The following is a 15,703-nucleotide window of genomic DNA, read 5'->3' on the forward strand; positions in this document are numbered from 1 at the left end:
TTTATTTATTTTTTATCGTAAGCCCATTTTAGGTAAATAGATCCCCAAGTAAACCCTCCTCCAAAAGCTGCAAATATAATGGTATCGCCTTTTTTGAAAAGGTGCTCAAAATCATATAATACTAATGGTAAAGTAGCAGAAGTGGTATTACCATATCTCTCAATATTCATCAGTACTTTTTCGTCTTCAAGATTCATTCTGTGTGCTGTAGCATCAATAATACGCTTATTGGCTTGATGCGGAACTAACCAATTTACATCTTCATTAGTTAAATTGTTTCTTTTTAGAATCAACTCACTTGCATCTGCCATATTGGTAACCGCATATTTAAAAACAGTTTTACCGTCCTGAATGATATTATGTTGGTTATCGTTTACCGTTTGTAAACTTGTTGGCAATAGTGAACCACCAGCAGGGATTTTCAAGAAATCACGTCCTACACTGTCGCTTCTCAAATATTCGTCTTGCAATCCGTATCCTTCGTAATTAGGTTCAAACAATACAGCTCCTGCTCCATCTCCAAAAATTATACAAGTAGATCTGTCTTTATAATCTACTATTGATGACATTTTATCAGCACCTATAAGTAATACTTTTTTATACCTACCTGACTGAATGTAAGCTGCAGCTGTTGACATTCCGTAAAGAAAGCTCGAACAAGCAGCTTGCAAATCGTATGCAAATGCATTTGTAGCTCCTATAGAGGAAGCAACATGGGCTCCAGTTGCAGCTACTGGCATGTCTGCAGTTGCAGTTGCCATTAAAACTAAGTCTATTTCAAGAGGGTCAATTTTTGATTTAGCAATTAAATCTTCGGCTGCTTTTATAGCTAGAAATGAAGTTCCTTTATCAGTATCTTTTAGTATTCTTCGCTCTTTAATTCCGGTGCGTGTAGTTATCCATTCATCATTCGTATCTACCATCGTTTCTAATACTTTGTTCGAAAGGACAAAGTCTGGAACATAACCACCAACTGCTGTAATTGCGGCTGTAATTGTACTCATTATATGCGATTATTTATTGCAAATGATAACACTTGCAAAATTTTTAAAAAAGTCTCTAAAATTACAATAAAAAAACCAAACTAATCGGGTTAAGTTTTTCTAATTTGGGGAAAAAGTATAAACAACAAAAAAAACTCTCACCAAGTGAGAGTTCAAGTATTATTTACAAAAACGTATTACGCAAGAGTTACCTCTGATTTATCGATAACAACTTGTCCTCTGTAGTACATTTTACCTTCATGCCAGTAAGCTCTGTGGTATAAATGCGCCTCTCCAGTAATAGGACATGTAGCGATTTGAGCTACAGTAGCTTTGTAATGTGTTCTTCTTTTGTCTCTTCTTGTTTTCGAGGTTTTTCTCTTAGGATGTGCCATTTTACTATATTATTTATCCGTTAATAGTTGCTTTAATTTGTCCCAACGTGGGTCTATATTCTCTTCTTCTTTTTTCTCTTTCTTTTGCTCTTTAATTGTCAGTTCTTTCAGTTTCGTCAAAGCTTCTGTATTTAAAGTCCCATCCTTTATACCCGGATGAATTCTCCTAGTTGGAACCGAGAGTACAATCATCTCATAAATATATTGAGCAATGTCTATCTCAAATTCTCCAAAAGGGAGTATCAGCAATTCTTCATTATCATTATTAAAAGTCTCTCCAAATCTAACAATTAGTTTCAATTTCCCTTTTATAGGCAAATCAAAATCTTCACTTGTAAGATCACAAGGCACATTTATAGTTCCCTGATGTTTAAAACTTATCTCTAGCAAATTGCTTTTCTTGTCTAAAACTACATTTACTTTGATATCTGAATTTTGAAATTCATTATAATCAAAGATTTCAAAGAACTCATTATTTATTTGATAATCAAATTTATGTTTCCCAAGCTTCAATCCTACGAAAGGAATTGTATATTCTTTTGTCTGTTTCATTTCAACAACAATTTGCCCTAAACTTCGGGAGTGCAAAGATATAAAATAAATATAAATCTAATAATGTTATTCACCTTTTTTTGTTTATAACTGTTTTTCTTTTGTTTTTAAAGGCTTTTGACTAATTTCTGCATGTTGATTTCTTGCATTATACACATCAATCGCTAGATAAACAGCTTCTTTAAACGAATTATGATCGGCTTTATTCATCCCTGCAATATCATAAGCAGTACCATGATCTGGTGAAGTTCTTACCTTGTTAAGTCCCGCAGTATAGTTTACTCCATTCCCAAAAGACAAAGTTTTAAAAGGAATTAAACCTTGATCGTGATAAGTTGCAATTATTGCATCGTATTTTTCATATTGATTACTTCCAAAAAAACCATCCGCTGGAAAAGGGCCAAACACCAATGTCCCATTGTCAAATATCTTTTTCAGTGTGGGTCTTATAATAGTATCATCTTCGTTGCCTATTACGCCACCATCTCCGCAATGCGGATTCAATCCAAGAACTGCAATTTTAGGCTTTGTAATACCAAAATCTTGAATCAAAGTTTGGTTGATTGTCTCGATTTTTTTTACAATTAACTCTTCTGTCAAATGAGAAGCAACTTCATTGATAGGGATATGATCGGTTAACAATCCTACTCTCAAACTATCTTGCACCATCAACATCAAGGCGTCGCCTTCTAATTCTTGGTTCAAATAATCGGTATGTCCTGGAAACTTAAACTCCTCCGACTGAATATTATATTTGTTTATTGGAGCAGTAACCAATACGTCTATTTCTTCATTTTGCAATGCTTTGGTAGCAGCTACAAATGATTTGATAGCATATTGCCCTACTTTATCGTCATTTGTACCCAAATTCAAATCAACTCCTTCTCTCCAAAGATTAAAAACATTGACTTTACCAATAACTATTTGATCCAAACGATCTATCCCGTGTAACGGAATGGTCGATTCAAAACTTTTTCGGATAAACGATAATATCTTTACATTGGCAAAAATAACGGGAGTACATAATTCTAGCATACGATTGTCTTCGAATGTTTTTAGAATTACTTCGCTTCCAATACCGTTCAGATCTCCTACTGAAATTCCTACGATTATATTTTCTGCTTTTTTCATAATGCGCTCTAGTTATTTATTGCTAATTTTGATGTGCAAATTTAGTAAAATAAAATAAGAAATGTTTACAGGAATCATTGAAACACTTGGTATTGTCCAAGAAGTTAAAAAAGAACAAGATAATATACACATCACTATAGACTCTGAATTAACAACCGAACTAAAAATTGACCAAAGCGTTGCTCATAACGGTATATGCCTAACTGTTGTTGCTATTAGCGGAAATCATTACACCGTTACAGCTATTGGAGAAACCATCAAAAAAACCAACATTGGAGATTGGCTAGTTGGAGATCAGGTAAATTTAGAGAGAGCTATGAAATTAGGAGATCGATTAGACGGACACATTGTACAAGGCCACGTAGATCAAACCGGAACTTGCATCTCAGTTGAAGAAACTAACGGAAGTTGGTTTTATACTTTTGAATATGATGCCAACCTAAATAATATCACTATCGAAAAAGGATCGATAACCGTAAATGGTGTAAGCTTGACCGTTGTAGGTTCGGGTACCAACACTTTTAGTGTTGCCATTATTCCTTATACTTATGAACACACTAATTTTCATTCGTTTACGGTAGGCACTAAAATAAACTTAGAATTTGATGTGATTGGAAAGTATGTTTCTCGCCTTTATTCGAATAAATAAAAACAAACCTCAACAACTATAAATTTGTTATTGAGGTTTGAATTGACCGCAAAGTTTACAAAACAACTAAACTTTGCGGTTTATTTTTGACATTAATCTGCTTAAAACTTAAACGAAATTCCCAAAACACCATTAATCCCGATGTTAGGTATTCCGTCGTTTTTTAAACGAGACAAATGAGGAATATAGGTCTTATTCAATAAATTATTCCCATTCAAATTAATATCAAATGCAGTTTTGCCTAACTTTACTTTTCCACCAAAACCCATATTCAATAAGGTGTAACCATCCGAAGCAACCTCATATTCACTTACATTATTTTGACTAAAAGTAGAAGTAACATTCAATGTTGCAAAACCAGCTTCTAACCATTTCCCAATCCCAAAATCAGTTTTAATGGTGTTACTCCAATTATTTGCTGGTATTTGAGGCAAATAACCCCCATCTTGCAATTTACCAGTTACGATTTCAAAATTGGTTTCAAAATGCAACCAATCTAACGGATGCGGATGAATGTGTAACGCAATTTCTCCTCCGTACAATTTGGCATCATTCTGCATATAATTATACACTTGAACCTCATCGATAACGTCATCCGTTGGCGCCGCAAAAATATAATCGCCAATATGGTTGTAAAATCCGCTTACACTAAATTCAAAATGGCTTGACTTGTACTCTAGATCTAAATCTGTTTGCAAATTTTGTTCTGTCTTCAAATCAGGATTACCTACTTCGTATCTAAAAGTTCCTTCATGAACTCCATTAGAAGTCAATTCTGCCAAATTTGGAGCTCTAAACCCTGACGCAACATTCAATCGGGCAATTAAATTTGTTGCCAAATTGGTTTTGTATCCCAACGATGCATTAAAGCTATCATACTTTTTATCAAGCGCAGCAAAATAGCCTTCTTCACCAACTATTCCATATTCATCAGAACTTAAATGTCTATAATCATAACGGATTCCGGCTTGCAATGAACTTTTACCCCATTCGTAAATTCCAGTACCAAAAACCCCAAAATCGTTTGTAATAGCATCGGGGATCAAAAATTCTTCTCCTAAATTTTTATTATCCTGCGACATACCCTGAATACCAACTATCGTTTCTAACTTACCTATCTTAGGCAAATAATACTTTACATTATAATCAAATGTGTTCAAAATCATATGTAAAACAGCGACATCACTATCTTCAAATTCATTTCGGTCGTTTCGAATATACCCTAAATTCATGTCCAGTTTTGAATGGTTAAAAAACAAAGTATTATTCAGCGAAAGCAAATGATTGTAAACACCCTGTTTAGGATAAGTTGTTTTCTTTGTTAATGTCTGCTCTGCAATCCCTTCTTCAGGAATTCCAAGATCCAGATTATTATAGTTGTATCGTAACACACTAGAGAACTTTGTATTGCTATATCCAATTCCTGCTTTGAAATCCATTTCTTGAAAACGCGTATTGGTTATGCGATCGCCATCTGGAATTTTATAATCGGATTGCGTATTGTAAGCTCCTCGAATCAGGTATTTCCAATTATCTGTTGAAGTTTTTAAACCCAAAGTAGTACTACTGCCCAGTGTGTTTGAAAAATAACGTTGTCCGAAATCACCTTGAAAAGTATTGGCTGTAGCAAATTTTTCGGGATTAAAAAACAAAACACCTCCCAATGCATCAGAACCATACAACAAAGAAGCGGGGCCTTTGATAACTTCGACATTCTCAACACCTGAATCATTTAATCCCAATCCGTGTTCCGCACCAAATTGCTGGTTCTCTAAACGAACCCCTTGACTATAAACCAAAACCCTATTCCCACTCAACCCTCGAATTACGGGTTTTCCTATTGAGGTTCCAGTAGAAATTTGCGAAACTCCAGGAATGGTAGTCAACCCTTCTATCAAAGTTGCACTTCCTTTTTCTTGCATAGATTTGATACTTTCCTTATCAATCTTCATTACATTTTGAGATTGTAATTTGGAAAAAGGTGTTGACACCACAACCTCATCCATCTGAAAGAGCATTTCTTTCAAAATTACATCTAAGGTTTGAGTATCTTGAATTTTAGAAATTTTTTGGGTTTGAGTGGCAAAGCCAATATACGTAAAGACCAAGGTTACATTTCCTTTTGGAAGACCTGTTATAGAATAGAACCCATTCTCATCAGTTTTTACAGATTTATGAGTATCCGATGCATCAACCGTAACTCCTATTAAAGGATTATTATTTGAATCAGTTACTTTACCCGAGATTGTATTTTGTGCTTGTAAAAAATTACTAAGCCCTAGCAATAGAGCCAATATATATTTTTTCATTATAATAATTGTATTTCTCCTGTTCAAAATTGATCAGAAGTGATTTGGTAAATAATTAAGTAACCAATAAAATTTCCTTATAGAAAATCATCGGCAATAAATTTATTTCAAAGCAAAATAACCCAAATATTAGGTCATTAAATACAATTTGGAGGCCCTCGATGAGAGTACAAACTACCAGAAAACGATATAACAGTTTCCTGATTTGTAAAGAAGTAAGGAATAGCATAATTCCCTACAAAGAATGTATAGGAATAATGTGTTGGAGAGATAAAACTACTAAAACCAAATTGACAAACATAACAATGATCTAAATTGTGATGTTGATGCGTAAACTCGGCTTTAGAATTATAAGTATGATGACATTCTTTTCTGGAAAACTGTTCCTGTAAATGCGCAATACTATCAATAGATTGAAACACTATTGAAAACAATATTGTTACAATCAGAGAAATATTTATGAACTGCCTTCTTTTCATCGGTGCAAAGGTAATAAAACAAAAAAACTACAACCGTTTAAAGTTGTAGTTTTTGCAATTTTAAAACACAATATGGAATTACACCAAATTTGAAGCAATTAAATATTCTGCAATTTGAATTGTATTGGTTGCAGCTCCTTTTCTCAAATTATCTGCAACAATCCACATATTCAAAGTATTATCCTGGCTTTCGTCACGGCGAATACGACCTACGAAAACTTCGTTTTTACCCTCAGCATAACGAGGCATTGGGTATGTAAATGTGTCTAAATTATCTTGTACAACAATTCCATCTGTTTGACTTAGGATTGTTCTTACCTCATTTACATCAAAATCATTACTAAACTCGACATTTACTGCCTCACTATGCCCTCCAACAACTGGAACACGAACAGCAGTCGCAGTAACTTTGATACTATCATCACTTAATATTTTTTTGGTTTCTTTAACCAATTTCATCTCTTCTTTTGTGTATCCATTATCCTCAAAAACATCACATTGCGGAATACAGTTTCTGTTGATTTTATATTTGTAAACCATATCCCCCTCGATTCCTGCCACTTCGTTTTCGAATTGCTGAACCGCTTTTACACCAGTTCCTGTAATAGATTGATATGTAGAAACGATTACACGTTTTACATTGTATTTTTTATGTAATGGAGCCAATGCCAAGACCATTTGAATAGTCGAGCAGTTTGGATTAGCAATAATTTTGTCTTCTTTGGTCAACTGACTTGCATTGATTTCTGGAACCACCAATTTTTTAGTTGGATCCATTCTCCAAGCCGATGAATTATCGATTACTGTAGTTCCAGCTTCCGCAAATTTTGGTGCCCAATCTAATGAAGTTTGCCCTCCAGCAGAAAATAATGCGATATCTGCTTTCAAATCGACTGCAGTTTGTAAACCAACCACTTTATATTTTTTTCCTTGAAATTCGATTTCTTTTCCAACTGATTTTTCTGAAGCTACAGGTATTAATTCGGTTACAGGGAAATTTCTCTCTGCCAAAACTTTCAACATGATCTCGCCAACCATTCCGGTAGCTCCTACAACTGCTATTCTCATCGTATATATTTTTATTATGTAATTTTAATTTTGAGCTACAAAAGTAAATAATATTAAAACGATAACAAGGGGGTTAACAAAAATTAACAAATTGTTACAAATTAAACAAAATAAAAGAACCACCCTTTTAGAGAGTGGTTTAGTTAGAATATATAAGTGTAGCGGTATCTTTTTAAGATGATGTGTTACTCAGATTTTAAGAATGCTTTTCTTTAATTTTCTAAATCCTACTTATAATTAAGACTACTTTTTAAGTAAATCTCTAATTTCTGTAAGCAATTCTTCCTGAGTAGGACCTACCGGAGCTGCTGGAACTTCTGCTTCTTTCTTTTTCGTTTTTTCGTAAGCTTTTAGAACTACAAAAATACAGAAACCAATAATTACAAAATCAAATACAGTCTGGATAAAAGAGCCATAATTCAAAGCTACTTCTGCTACTGCTGGTGTTTTTTCAACCCCATTTTCCATAACAGCTGGAACACCATCCTGAAGAACTAACTTTAGATTTCTAAAATCTACTTTTCCTAACAAAATCCCAATCGGTGGCATTAAAATATCATTCGTAAATGAGGTAACAATTTTTCCAAATGCTCCCCCAACTATTACGGCTGTTGCCAAATTTACTATTTCGCCTTTCATCAAAAAGGCTTTAAAATCGCTTACAAATCCCATAATGTATTGGTTTTTTTAATTAATCAATAAAGTAACGTATTACGAATATAATTCTTTTTTGAAAACTGTGTGTCATTTATTCTCTATAAAAAACACGTTTTACACGTTGCGAAATACTGGTCAGAATTTCATAAGGAATAGTTTTTAGTTGCTCTGCCATATGAGTTACCGTTGGGCTTTCGCCAAAGATGATAACAGCATCACCTTCACGACAATCTATTTCGGTAACATCTACCATCAACATATCCATACAAACACTCCCTAATATAGTCGCTTTTTTGTTTTTGATGCTAACATACCCAACACCATTACCCCAATGTCTGGATATACCGTCGGCATAACCAATAGGAATCGTAGCAATTCTGGATTCTCTTTCAGCTCGGAATCTTCTACCATAACCTACACTCTCCTCTTTTTGAATAACTCGGATTTGAGAAATAATCGATTTCAATGTAGTTACATTTTCAAGATATTTTTGTTCCTCGGGATCATTTGAGACACCATAAAGACCAATTCCCAAACGCACCATATCATATTGCGCTTGAGTATAATTACTAATTCCGGAAGTATTGAGAATATGGCGGATCGGATTTATTTTTAATTCGGATATTAGTTTAGATGATAATTTTTCAAATAACTCTATTTGATATAAGGCAAAATCTTTTTGTTCCAAATCATCACTTGTGGCCAAATGTGATAAAATACTTTTTACTTTCACAGTAGAATTCCCTTTCAGAGTAGCTATCAAATCCTCTATTGTATTTGCCTCAAACCCCAATCGATGCATCCCTGTATCTAATTTGATATGAATCGGAAATTCTCTTAGCCTTTTTTGTTCGGCAATTTTCAAAAAGGCATTCAATCCTTTCAAACTATAAATTTCGGGTTCCAATTGATGCTGAATAATAGCCAAGAAACTAGTATTCTCGGGATTCAAAACCATAATCGGCAAATTGATTCCCGCCGCCCTAAGTGAAATTCCTTCATCGGCAAAAGCCACACCCAAATAATCAGCTTTAAGATGCTCTAATAATTTAGCAACTTCAAACCCTCCACTTCCGTAACTAAAAGCTTTTACCATGGCCATCATTTTGGTATTAGCATTTAGTTTCGATTTAAAAAAATTGTAATTATGACTGATCGCATTTAGATTAACCTCTAAAACCGTTTCATGTGTTTTTTCGGCCAATGAAGCTACTATATCTTCAAATTGAAATGAACGTGCTCCTTTGATTAGAATGGTTTCATTTTCAAAATTTAACAATTCCAATTGCTGTAAAAATTCATTGGTGTTTTTGAAAAAAAGAGCATTGGGAAGTTTTGTCTCTAAAGTTGCAATCGTTTCGCCAATTCCTATAAAACGATTGATTTTATTAGAAATAATTAATTCTGAAACTTTAAAATACAATTCTTTGTTTGACAATCCGCTTTGAAAAATATCCGAAAGTATTACTGTTTTTTTCTGATGTTGTTTTTGATTTTCTAGAAAGTCCAAAGCAATTTTCAACGATTGAAAATCGGAACTATAACTATCATCTATCAAACTACAATTATTGATTCCTTTTTTGACTTGCAAACGCATTTCTATCGGATATAGCAATTCTATTCGGTTCTGAATCGTTTTGGAATCGTATTCTAAATACAATAAAACCAAAAGACAGGAAATCACGTTTTCTATCGAAGCATCGTCTACAAAAGGAATTGTTAGTAGCGAAACCGCACTATTATAGGTGTATTCGATAGTTGTAGTATGGCTTGTACTTTCTTTTTTAGAAACAAAAACACTAGCAGTTATATCTTCAAATGACCATGAAATAGCTTTCGTTTCGGGAAGAATAAATTGTTCTACAGCTTTGTTTTTTTTATAAATTACTACTTCGGAACGATAAAAAAGGAGCATTTTTTCCTTAATTTTTCGTTCTAAATTATCGAAACCTTCATCATGTGCAGAGCCTATACTGGTAAGAACTCCAATGGTTGGTCTAATAATTTCTTCGAGCTTATCCATTTCAAAAATAGTCGAAATTCCGGCTTCAAAAATCCCGAGATTATGTTGCTCATTTATAGCCATAACCGATAACGGAACACCCACCTGAGAATTATAACTTTTGGGGCTTCGAATAACATTATAATCTGGACTCAAAAGAAAATTAAGCCATTCTTTTACAGTTGTTTTCCCGTTGCTACCTGTTAGACCTATAATTGGAAACGAAAACAAACTACGATAATAGGCCGCTATCTTTTGCAAAGCTTCTAAAGTATTGGGAACAATCAAAAAATTAGCTTTGTCTTGAAAACCATCGGGAATATAATTGACAACAAAATTCCGAACCCCATTTTCTATTAAATCCTTTATATAATTATGAGCATTATTATTAGCTCCAACCAAAGCAAAAAAAAGCGTTTTGCTGTTGTTTTGTAAAGATCGACTATCAATCGAAATGGTTTCTAAAACCTCCTCATGAGGATTCTCACTCCATTTCGAATCCAGAATGCTTTCGATATTTTGGGTGTTTAATTTCAACTTTATCCTTTGTTGTTAGTTTTTGAAATCTCCTCGTCTTGATCCTCTTTTCGCATAGCATGGTAATAGGCTGCCCGACTCAATGGTTCGTACTCTTCGGTTTCACCAAGCATAACAAGTTTATCATTATTGTTTTTACGAAAACTATAATGCGCCAGATTTCCAGTTCGGGTACATACTGCATGGACTTTAGTTACATATTCGGCTGTAGCCATAAGTGCAGGCATTGGCCCAAAAGGATTCCCTTTAAAATCCATATCCAAACCAGCCACGATTACACGAATTCCTTGATTTGCCAAATCATTACAAACTGTAACAATTTCATCATCAAAAAACTGAGCTTCATCAATTCCTACCACATCACAGCCTAATGCCAAAATAGCAATGTTTGCTGCAGCGGGAACTGGAGTCGAACGAATTTCGTTGCTATCATGCGAAACCACTTTTTCGTCATGATAACGAGTATCAATTGCAGGTTTAAAAATCTCTACTCTTTGTTTGGCAAATTGAGCTCGTTTTAGTCGTCGAATGAGTTCTTCGGTTTTTCCTGAAAACATGGAACCGCAAATAACTTCAATCCACCCAAATTGTTCTTTATGATTTACTGTGTTTTCGAGAAACATTTTGTATTTTTCTACCTTAAAAGATGAATAGTTTTTATTACTTTGTAATTGTAATAAATCGATTGGGTAAATAGCTTTTTTACCTTGTTTCAAAAGTAGCTATTTTTTATCAATTCAGAAATTCGAGAAGTTATATTTCGATAAATAAAAATGCCAAAAGCATAACCTATTCCATCTTTATTACAAACTAAAAACTATATATTACACAAAGCTATATTCATTATAATTTCAAAAATTATGAAAAAAAAATTGGAAGCCGATTTAATCAGCATTGCTCATAGAATTTTACAACTAAAAAATAAATCAGATATCAATCAACTTTATTTGGAAACCCAAAAATTATATGAAAAATTAGCTGTTTTACGATTTGTTGAAGAACATTTTGAAGAAGCAAAACCAACTATTGGTCAAACTGAAGTTATTGAAAAAATAGATGCTTTTTTTGAAATCCCTTTAGTTACAGCTATTGAAACTATAACAGAAGAAACACCTATTGTTACCGAAATAATAGCCAATGAAACTCCTGTAATTGAAGAAATTTCACAACCCCTAATCACTTCTGAAAATACAGAAGTTGTTGAAGAGCCAGATGTGGTTTCCGAAACAACACCAATTACCAATGAAGAATCGGCAATTATTTCTGAGAAAATAGCATTCGAACCTATTGTAGAAGCAATTGAAACTGTATCAGCAGAACCTGAATTCCAAAAAAAGAAAGAGGCAGTACAAATCTCTTTTGATGATTTACTAGGTGGCAAATACACCGATCCTCAATTTGTTAAAGTGAGTCCGTCAGACAAAAAACTGGAATCCGAGAGCGTAACACCAATTCCTTCTTTTGAAATCCAAAAAGAAAACACTACAGTATCACCAACTACTGCATTTGCAAAAGAAGAGTCTAAAACCATAACGCTAAATGATAAATTGGCCAAAGAAATAGCTATTGGTTTAAATGACCGAATTGCATTTGTAAAACATTTATTTGGCGGAAGCAACGAAGATTACAACCGTGTAGTAAGCCAACTTATCACTTTTGATAATTATCCAGAAACCAAAGCATTTATCGATCAAATGGTAAAGCCTGACTACAATAATTGGGAAGGAAAAGAAGATTACGAACACCGTTTTATGGAAATCATTGAGAAAAAATTCCTAGCTTTTTAAATTAACCTTTCATTACAAAATCTTTCATAAAGCATAAAAATGTCAAAACTTTACATTGTTCCAACTCCAATTGGGAATCTCGAAGATATGACTTTTAGAGCCATTCGAGTTCTAAAAGAAGTCGATTTGATTTTGGCCGAAGATACTCGCACCAGCGGAAAATTGTTGAAGCATTTTGAGATTGGCACACATATGTACAGCCATCATATGCACAACGAACACAAAACAACCGAAAGTTTAATTGCGCGATTAAAAGCTGGAGAAACTATTGCATTAATCTCGGATGCAGGAACACCAGCTATTTCGGATCCGGGATTTTTATTGACCCGAGCTTGTATCGAAAACGGAATTGCCGTAGAATGCCTGCCTGGAGCAACTGCTTTTGTACCAGCTCTTGTAAATAGCGGTTTACCAAACGACAAATTTGTTTTTGAAGGTTTTTTGCCTGAAAAAAAAGGAAGACAAACACGCTACTTAGAGCTTGCCGAAGAAACTCGTACGATGATTTTGTATGTTTCGCCACATAAACTGGTTAAAACTTTGTCTGAATTTGTTACTTATTTTGGCGAAGACCGACAAATTTGTGTTTCCAGAGAATTATCCAAACTACACGAAGAAAATGTACGCGGAACGGCAAAAGAAGTTTTAGCTCATTTTGAAAAAAATGCTCCTCGTGGCGAAATTGTTGTTACAGTAGCTGGGAAAACGACAGTAAAAGAAGCCAAGAAAAATAAATTTTCAAAAGATAAAGAAGAAGAATAAACACGAATTTCACCTAATGTTGTCACATCGAGCGCAGTCGAGATGCCGGAATTGGTTCTCGACTGCGCTCGAACTGACAAACTAAATAAGACATTAAAAAATTAAATAATAATCATGAGCATTCAAGCATTTTTAGACAAACTAAAACAAAACCCAACACAAATTGCATTTCCAGAAACTATTGCCGTAATTGAAGAGAATTACGATTTTACCCCAACCGCTTTCACCAACGGAACCCAACATAACGAAGCAGGGCAAAACTCAGGTTCTTGCAAATTATTTGCTTTTGCCAAACTGCAAAATTTAAATAAGGAAGAAACTTTAGCTTGTTTTGGCGCTTTTTATTTTGAAGAAGTTTTGGGCGATCCAGAAGGAAACAACCACCAAAATATTAGAAATTTCATCAACTTAGGTTGGGATGGGATTCAATTTGATGGAGAAGCTTTGAAGTTGAAATAATTTTTTTTTAGACACAGATTGCACAAATTTTCACAGATTCCTTTTGTAAAATCTGTGTCGAATAAAATTAAAAAAAGACAATAAAATCTTTCCGCCTCAGCGTCTTTGCGGTTAATTTTTCACTTCTAATTCAACAAACGAAAAACTTTTTCCGCTAAACAATCCTTTGTCGGATAATTTTAAATCTGGAATTACCAATAAAGCCATAAAGGAAAGCGTCATAAAAGGCGCTTTTAATTGGCTTCCCAACTCCTTAGCCATCGCATCAATTTCTTGATATAACTTACCAGTTTCCCAACCATTTTTGTCGCTCATAATTCCAGCAACGGGCAAAGGCAATATTTTACTTTCGGAACCATTAACTGCGCATACCCCTCCTTTGTTTTCAATAATCAGATTCACTGCATTGCAGATTTCCTCATCCGAAGTTCCAACAACCACAATATTGTGACAATCATGAGCCACAGAACTGGCAATTGCACCTTTCTTTAACCCGAAATTTTTGATGAAAGCAACGGCAGGAGTTGTGTTTTCATAACGATTCACAACCGCCATTTTTAGAATATCATTTGTCGTGTCTGAAATAAGTTTGCCATCAACGATTTTTGATTTATGATGAATTTCATTTGTAATCAGTTGACCTTCTAATGCCTCGATAACTCTAATTTTAGAACCATCTCCTGAAAGACTAAAATCTTTTACTTTTTTAGAACTGATATTAAAATTATTAGGTGTTTCAAAAGGAGTGTGAGGCACAAAAGATTTTCCTTTTTCGGCTACCAATTGACCATTGATGTACGTCTGTAATACTTTAAAATCGATTAAATCTTCTACAACTATAAAATCGGCAGCATCATTTTCTTGCAGCAAACCAACATTCATTTTATAATGATGTATTGGATTTACACAAGCCGCTTGCAGGATTTTAAAAACATCAATTCCTTTGGTAACAGCACGAGCACAAAGCGTATTGATATGACCTACGATCAAATCATCGGGATGTTTGTCATCGGAACAAAACATCATATTTTCATAATTTTCCGGGAGTAAATCAATTAAGGCTTCGAAGTTTTTAGCCGCACTACCTTCGCGAATAATCACTTTCATTCCGAGTGCTAATTTTTCCTGCGCTTCTTCAAAAGTAAAACATTCGTGATCGGTAGAGATTCCAGCCGAAATGTATTTTTTGGCTTGTTCTCCTCTTAAACCTGGCGCATGTCCATCAACTGGTTTGTCGAAATGTTTAGCCCATTCAATCTTTTTCAACACTTCCTCGTCATCAAACAAAACTCCGGGATAATTCATCATTTCGGCCAGATAATGAATATCTGGAGAAGCCAATAATGTTGCTATTTCTTCCGAATCAATCACAGCTCCTGCTGTTTCAAAACCAGTAGCTGGCACACAAGATGGTGCCCCAAAATGAAATTTCAACGGTACTTTTTTACTATTCTCAATCATATAATAAACCCCAGCCGAACCTAGAACATTTGCAATTTCATGTGGATCCGAAATCGTCGCAACAGTTCCGTGAAGCACCGCAAGTTTTGCAAATTCTGAAGGTACGAGCATCGAACTTTCGATATGGATGTGAGCATCAATGAATCCCGGCAAAATATGTTGTTTAACCTTGTGGTCTTTCTCGATTATCGAAATAATTTTTCCGTTTTCGATAATGATTTCACCAGCATAAATACGACGATTTTGAATATCAACAATTTGTCCTTGAATTTGCATTTTGATTTGATTTAAAAATGACTATTCAAAAGTAGCAAAATTCATAGTGTCTTTTAGAATAGATATTGTTTAATATGAAAATCTATTTTTGATTTACTTTTTAGAATCTGCTAAATCTGCGTGCCTATTTTTCACACTGATTTAGCAGATCCGGCAGATTTTTAAAAAAAGCATGCCTTGATTGTTTTAATTTAAA

15 protein-coding genes are annotated in these 15,703 nt (G+C 34.1%); 4 read left to right on the forward strand and 11 right to left on the reverse strand.

The window, feature by feature from the left end:
- Positions 1–5 precede the first annotated feature (5 nt).
- The 4 genes from ABEB18_RS10055 to pdxA form a co-directional block, all read right to left on the reverse strand.
- Entirely contained in the window at positions 6–1,004 is a 999-nt protein-coding gene (locus ABEB18_RS10055; RefSeq protein ID WP_348799175.1) for a beta-ketoacyl-ACP synthase III, read from the reverse strand.
- A gap of 176 nt (positions 1,005–1,180) precedes the next feature.
- Entirely contained in the window at positions 1,181–1,378 is a 198-nt protein-coding gene (gene rpmF, locus ABEB18_RS10060; protein WP_348799176.1) for a 50S ribosomal protein L32, read from the reverse strand.
- A 9-nt stretch (positions 1,379–1,387) separates the two neighbouring features.
- Positions 1,388–1,930, reverse strand: coding sequence for a YceD family protein (locus ABEB18_RS10065; protein WP_348799177.1), 543 nt, complete (start codon positions 1,928–1,930; stop codon positions 1,388–1,390).
- Positions 1,931–2,014: 84 nt separating this feature from the next.
- A complete protein-coding gene (pdxA, locus tag ABEB18_RS10070) occupies positions 2,015–3,064 on the reverse strand; it encodes a 4-hydroxythreonine-4-phosphate dehydrogenase PdxA (protein ID WP_348799319.1) in 1,050 nt (349 codons plus the stop codon).
- Positions 3,065–3,122: 58 nt separating this feature from the next.
- On the opposite strand from pdxA, the gene ABEB18_RS10075 reads away from it, so the two are divergent.
- Entirely contained in the window at positions 3,123–3,710 is a 588-nt protein-coding gene (locus ABEB18_RS10075) for a riboflavin synthase (protein ID WP_348799178.1), read from the forward strand.
- 101 nt (positions 3,711–3,811) lie between these two features.
- On the opposite strand, the gene ABEB18_RS10080 is transcribed toward ABEB18_RS10075, so the two are convergent.
- The 6 genes from ABEB18_RS10080 to ABEB18_RS10105 all read right to left on the reverse strand — a co-directional run bounded on the left by ABEB18_RS10080 (position 3,812) and on the right by ABEB18_RS10105 (position 11,385).
- The gene (locus tag ABEB18_RS10080) at positions 3,812–6,019 is read right to left on the reverse strand and encodes a TonB-dependent receptor (RefSeq protein WP_348799179.1); all 2,208 of its coding nucleotides are present in this window, start codon (positions 6,017–6,019) and stop codon (positions 3,812–3,814) included.
- A 137-nt stretch (positions 6,020–6,156) separates the two neighbouring features.
- On the reverse strand, positions 6,157–6,441 hold the full coding sequence (locus ABEB18_RS10085) for a hypothetical protein (protein WP_348799180.1): 285 nt from the start codon (positions 6,439–6,441) through the stop codon (positions 6,157–6,159).
- A 135-nt stretch (positions 6,442–6,576) separates the two neighbouring features.
- Positions 6,577–7,566 carry an aspartate-semialdehyde dehydrogenase gene (locus ABEB18_RS10090; protein ID WP_348799181.1) on the reverse strand — a complete coding sequence of 330 codons (990 nt, stop codon included), beginning with the start codon at positions 7,564–7,566 and terminating at the stop codon, positions 6,577–6,579.
- Positions 7,567–7,809: 243 nt separating this feature from the next.
- Positions 7,810–8,238 carry a large-conductance mechanosensitive channel protein MscL gene (gene mscL, locus ABEB18_RS10095; RefSeq protein WP_348799182.1) on the reverse strand — a complete coding sequence of 143 codons (429 nt, stop codon included), beginning with the start codon at positions 8,236–8,238 and terminating at the stop codon, positions 7,810–7,812.
- A gap of 76 nt (positions 8,239–8,314) precedes the next feature.
- The gene (locus tag ABEB18_RS10100; RefSeq protein WP_348799183.1) at positions 8,315–10,762 is read right to left on the reverse strand and encodes a bifunctional UDP-N-acetylmuramoyl-tripeptide:D-alanyl-D-alanine ligase/alanine racemase; all 2,448 of its coding nucleotides are present in this window, start codon (positions 10,760–10,762) and stop codon (positions 8,315–8,317) included.
- A 2-nt stretch (positions 10,763–10,764) separates the two neighbouring features.
- Entirely contained in the window at positions 10,765–11,385 is a 621-nt protein-coding gene (locus ABEB18_RS10105; RefSeq protein ID WP_348799320.1) for a thymidine kinase, read from the reverse strand.
- A gap of 237 nt (positions 11,386–11,622) precedes the next feature.
- Here ABEB18_RS10105 and ABEB18_RS10110 point away from each other — a divergent pair, with 237 nt between their 5' ends.
- The 3 genes from ABEB18_RS10110 (at position 11,623) to ABEB18_RS10120 (ending at position 13,770) form a co-directional block, all read left to right on the forward strand.
- Complete coding sequence (locus ABEB18_RS10110) at positions 11,623–12,549, forward strand: DUF8457 domain-containing protein (protein WP_348799184.1); 927 nt, start codon at positions 11,623–11,625, stop codon at positions 12,547–12,549.
- A 39-nt stretch (positions 12,550–12,588) separates the two neighbouring features.
- Entirely contained in the window at positions 12,589–13,311 is a 723-nt protein-coding gene (rsmI, locus tag ABEB18_RS10115; protein WP_348799185.1) for a 16S rRNA (cytidine(1402)-2'-O)-methyltransferase, read from the forward strand.
- 114 nt (positions 13,312–13,425) lie between these two features.
- Positions 13,426–13,770 carry a HopJ type III effector protein gene (locus ABEB18_RS10120; protein WP_348799186.1) on the forward strand — a complete coding sequence of 115 codons (345 nt, stop codon included), beginning with the start codon at positions 13,426–13,428 and terminating at the stop codon, positions 13,768–13,770.
- A 111-nt stretch (positions 13,771–13,881) separates the two neighbouring features.
- On the opposite strand, the gene ade is transcribed toward ABEB18_RS10120, so the two are convergent.
- On the reverse strand, positions 13,882–15,507 hold the full coding sequence (ade, locus tag ABEB18_RS10125) for an adenine deaminase (protein ID WP_348799187.1): 1,626 nt from the start codon (positions 15,505–15,507) through the stop codon (positions 13,882–13,884).
- Positions 15,508–15,703: the final 196 nt, after the last annotated feature.

The organism is Flavobacterium adhaerens, assembly GCF_040045115.1.
GTDB classification, from domain to species: Bacteria; Bacteroidota; Bacteroidia; order Flavobacteriales; family Flavobacteriaceae; genus Flavobacterium; species Flavobacterium adhaerens.

Excerpts from the sequence above, each read along its gene's own strand:
- ABEB18_RS10055 (WP_348799175.1), bottom strand. The coding sequence starts at position 1,004 with ATGAGTACAATTACAGCCGCAATTACAGCAGTTGGTGGTTATGTTCCA.
- ABEB18_RS10075 (WP_348799178.1), top strand. The coding sequence starts at position 3,123 with ATGTTTACAGGAATCATTGAAACACTTGGTATTGTCCAAGAAGTTAAA.
- ABEB18_RS10090 (WP_348799181.1), bottom strand. The coding sequence starts at position 7,566 with ATGAGAATAGCAGTTGTAGGAGCTACCGGAATGGTTGGCGAGATCATG.
- ABEB18_RS10065 (WP_348799177.1), bottom strand. The coding sequence starts at position 1,930 with ATGAAACAGACAAAAGAATATACAATTCCTTTCGTAGGATTGAAGCTT.
- ade (WP_348799187.1), bottom strand. The coding sequence starts at position 15,507 with ATGCAAATTCAAGGACAAATTGTTGATATTCAAAATCGTCGTATTTAT.
- ABEB18_RS10120 (WP_348799186.1), top strand. The coding sequence starts at position 13,426 with ATGAGCATTCAAGCATTTTTAGACAAACTAAAACAAAACCCAACACAA.
- rsmI (WP_348799185.1), top strand. The coding sequence starts at position 12,589 with ATGTCAAAACTTTACATTGTTCCAACTCCAATTGGGAATCTCGAAGAT.
- ABEB18_RS10105 (WP_348799320.1), bottom strand. The coding sequence starts at position 11,385 with ATGTTTCTCGAAAACACAGTAAATCATAAAGAACAATTTGGGTGGATT.
- ABEB18_RS10110 (WP_348799184.1), top strand. The coding sequence starts at position 11,623 with ATGAAAAAAAAATTGGAAGCCGATTTAATCAGCATTGCTCATAGAATT.
- ABEB18_RS10080 (WP_348799179.1), bottom strand. The coding sequence starts at position 6,019 with ATGAAAAAATATATATTGGCTCTATTGCTAGGGCTTAGTAATTTTTTA.
- rpmF (WP_348799176.1), bottom strand. The coding sequence starts at position 1,378 with ATGGCACATCCTAAGAGAAAAACCTCGAAAACAAGAAGAGACAAAAGA.
- mscL (WP_348799182.1), bottom strand. The coding sequence starts at position 8,238 with ATGGGATTTGTAAGCGATTTTAAAGCCTTTTTGATGAAAGGCGAAATA.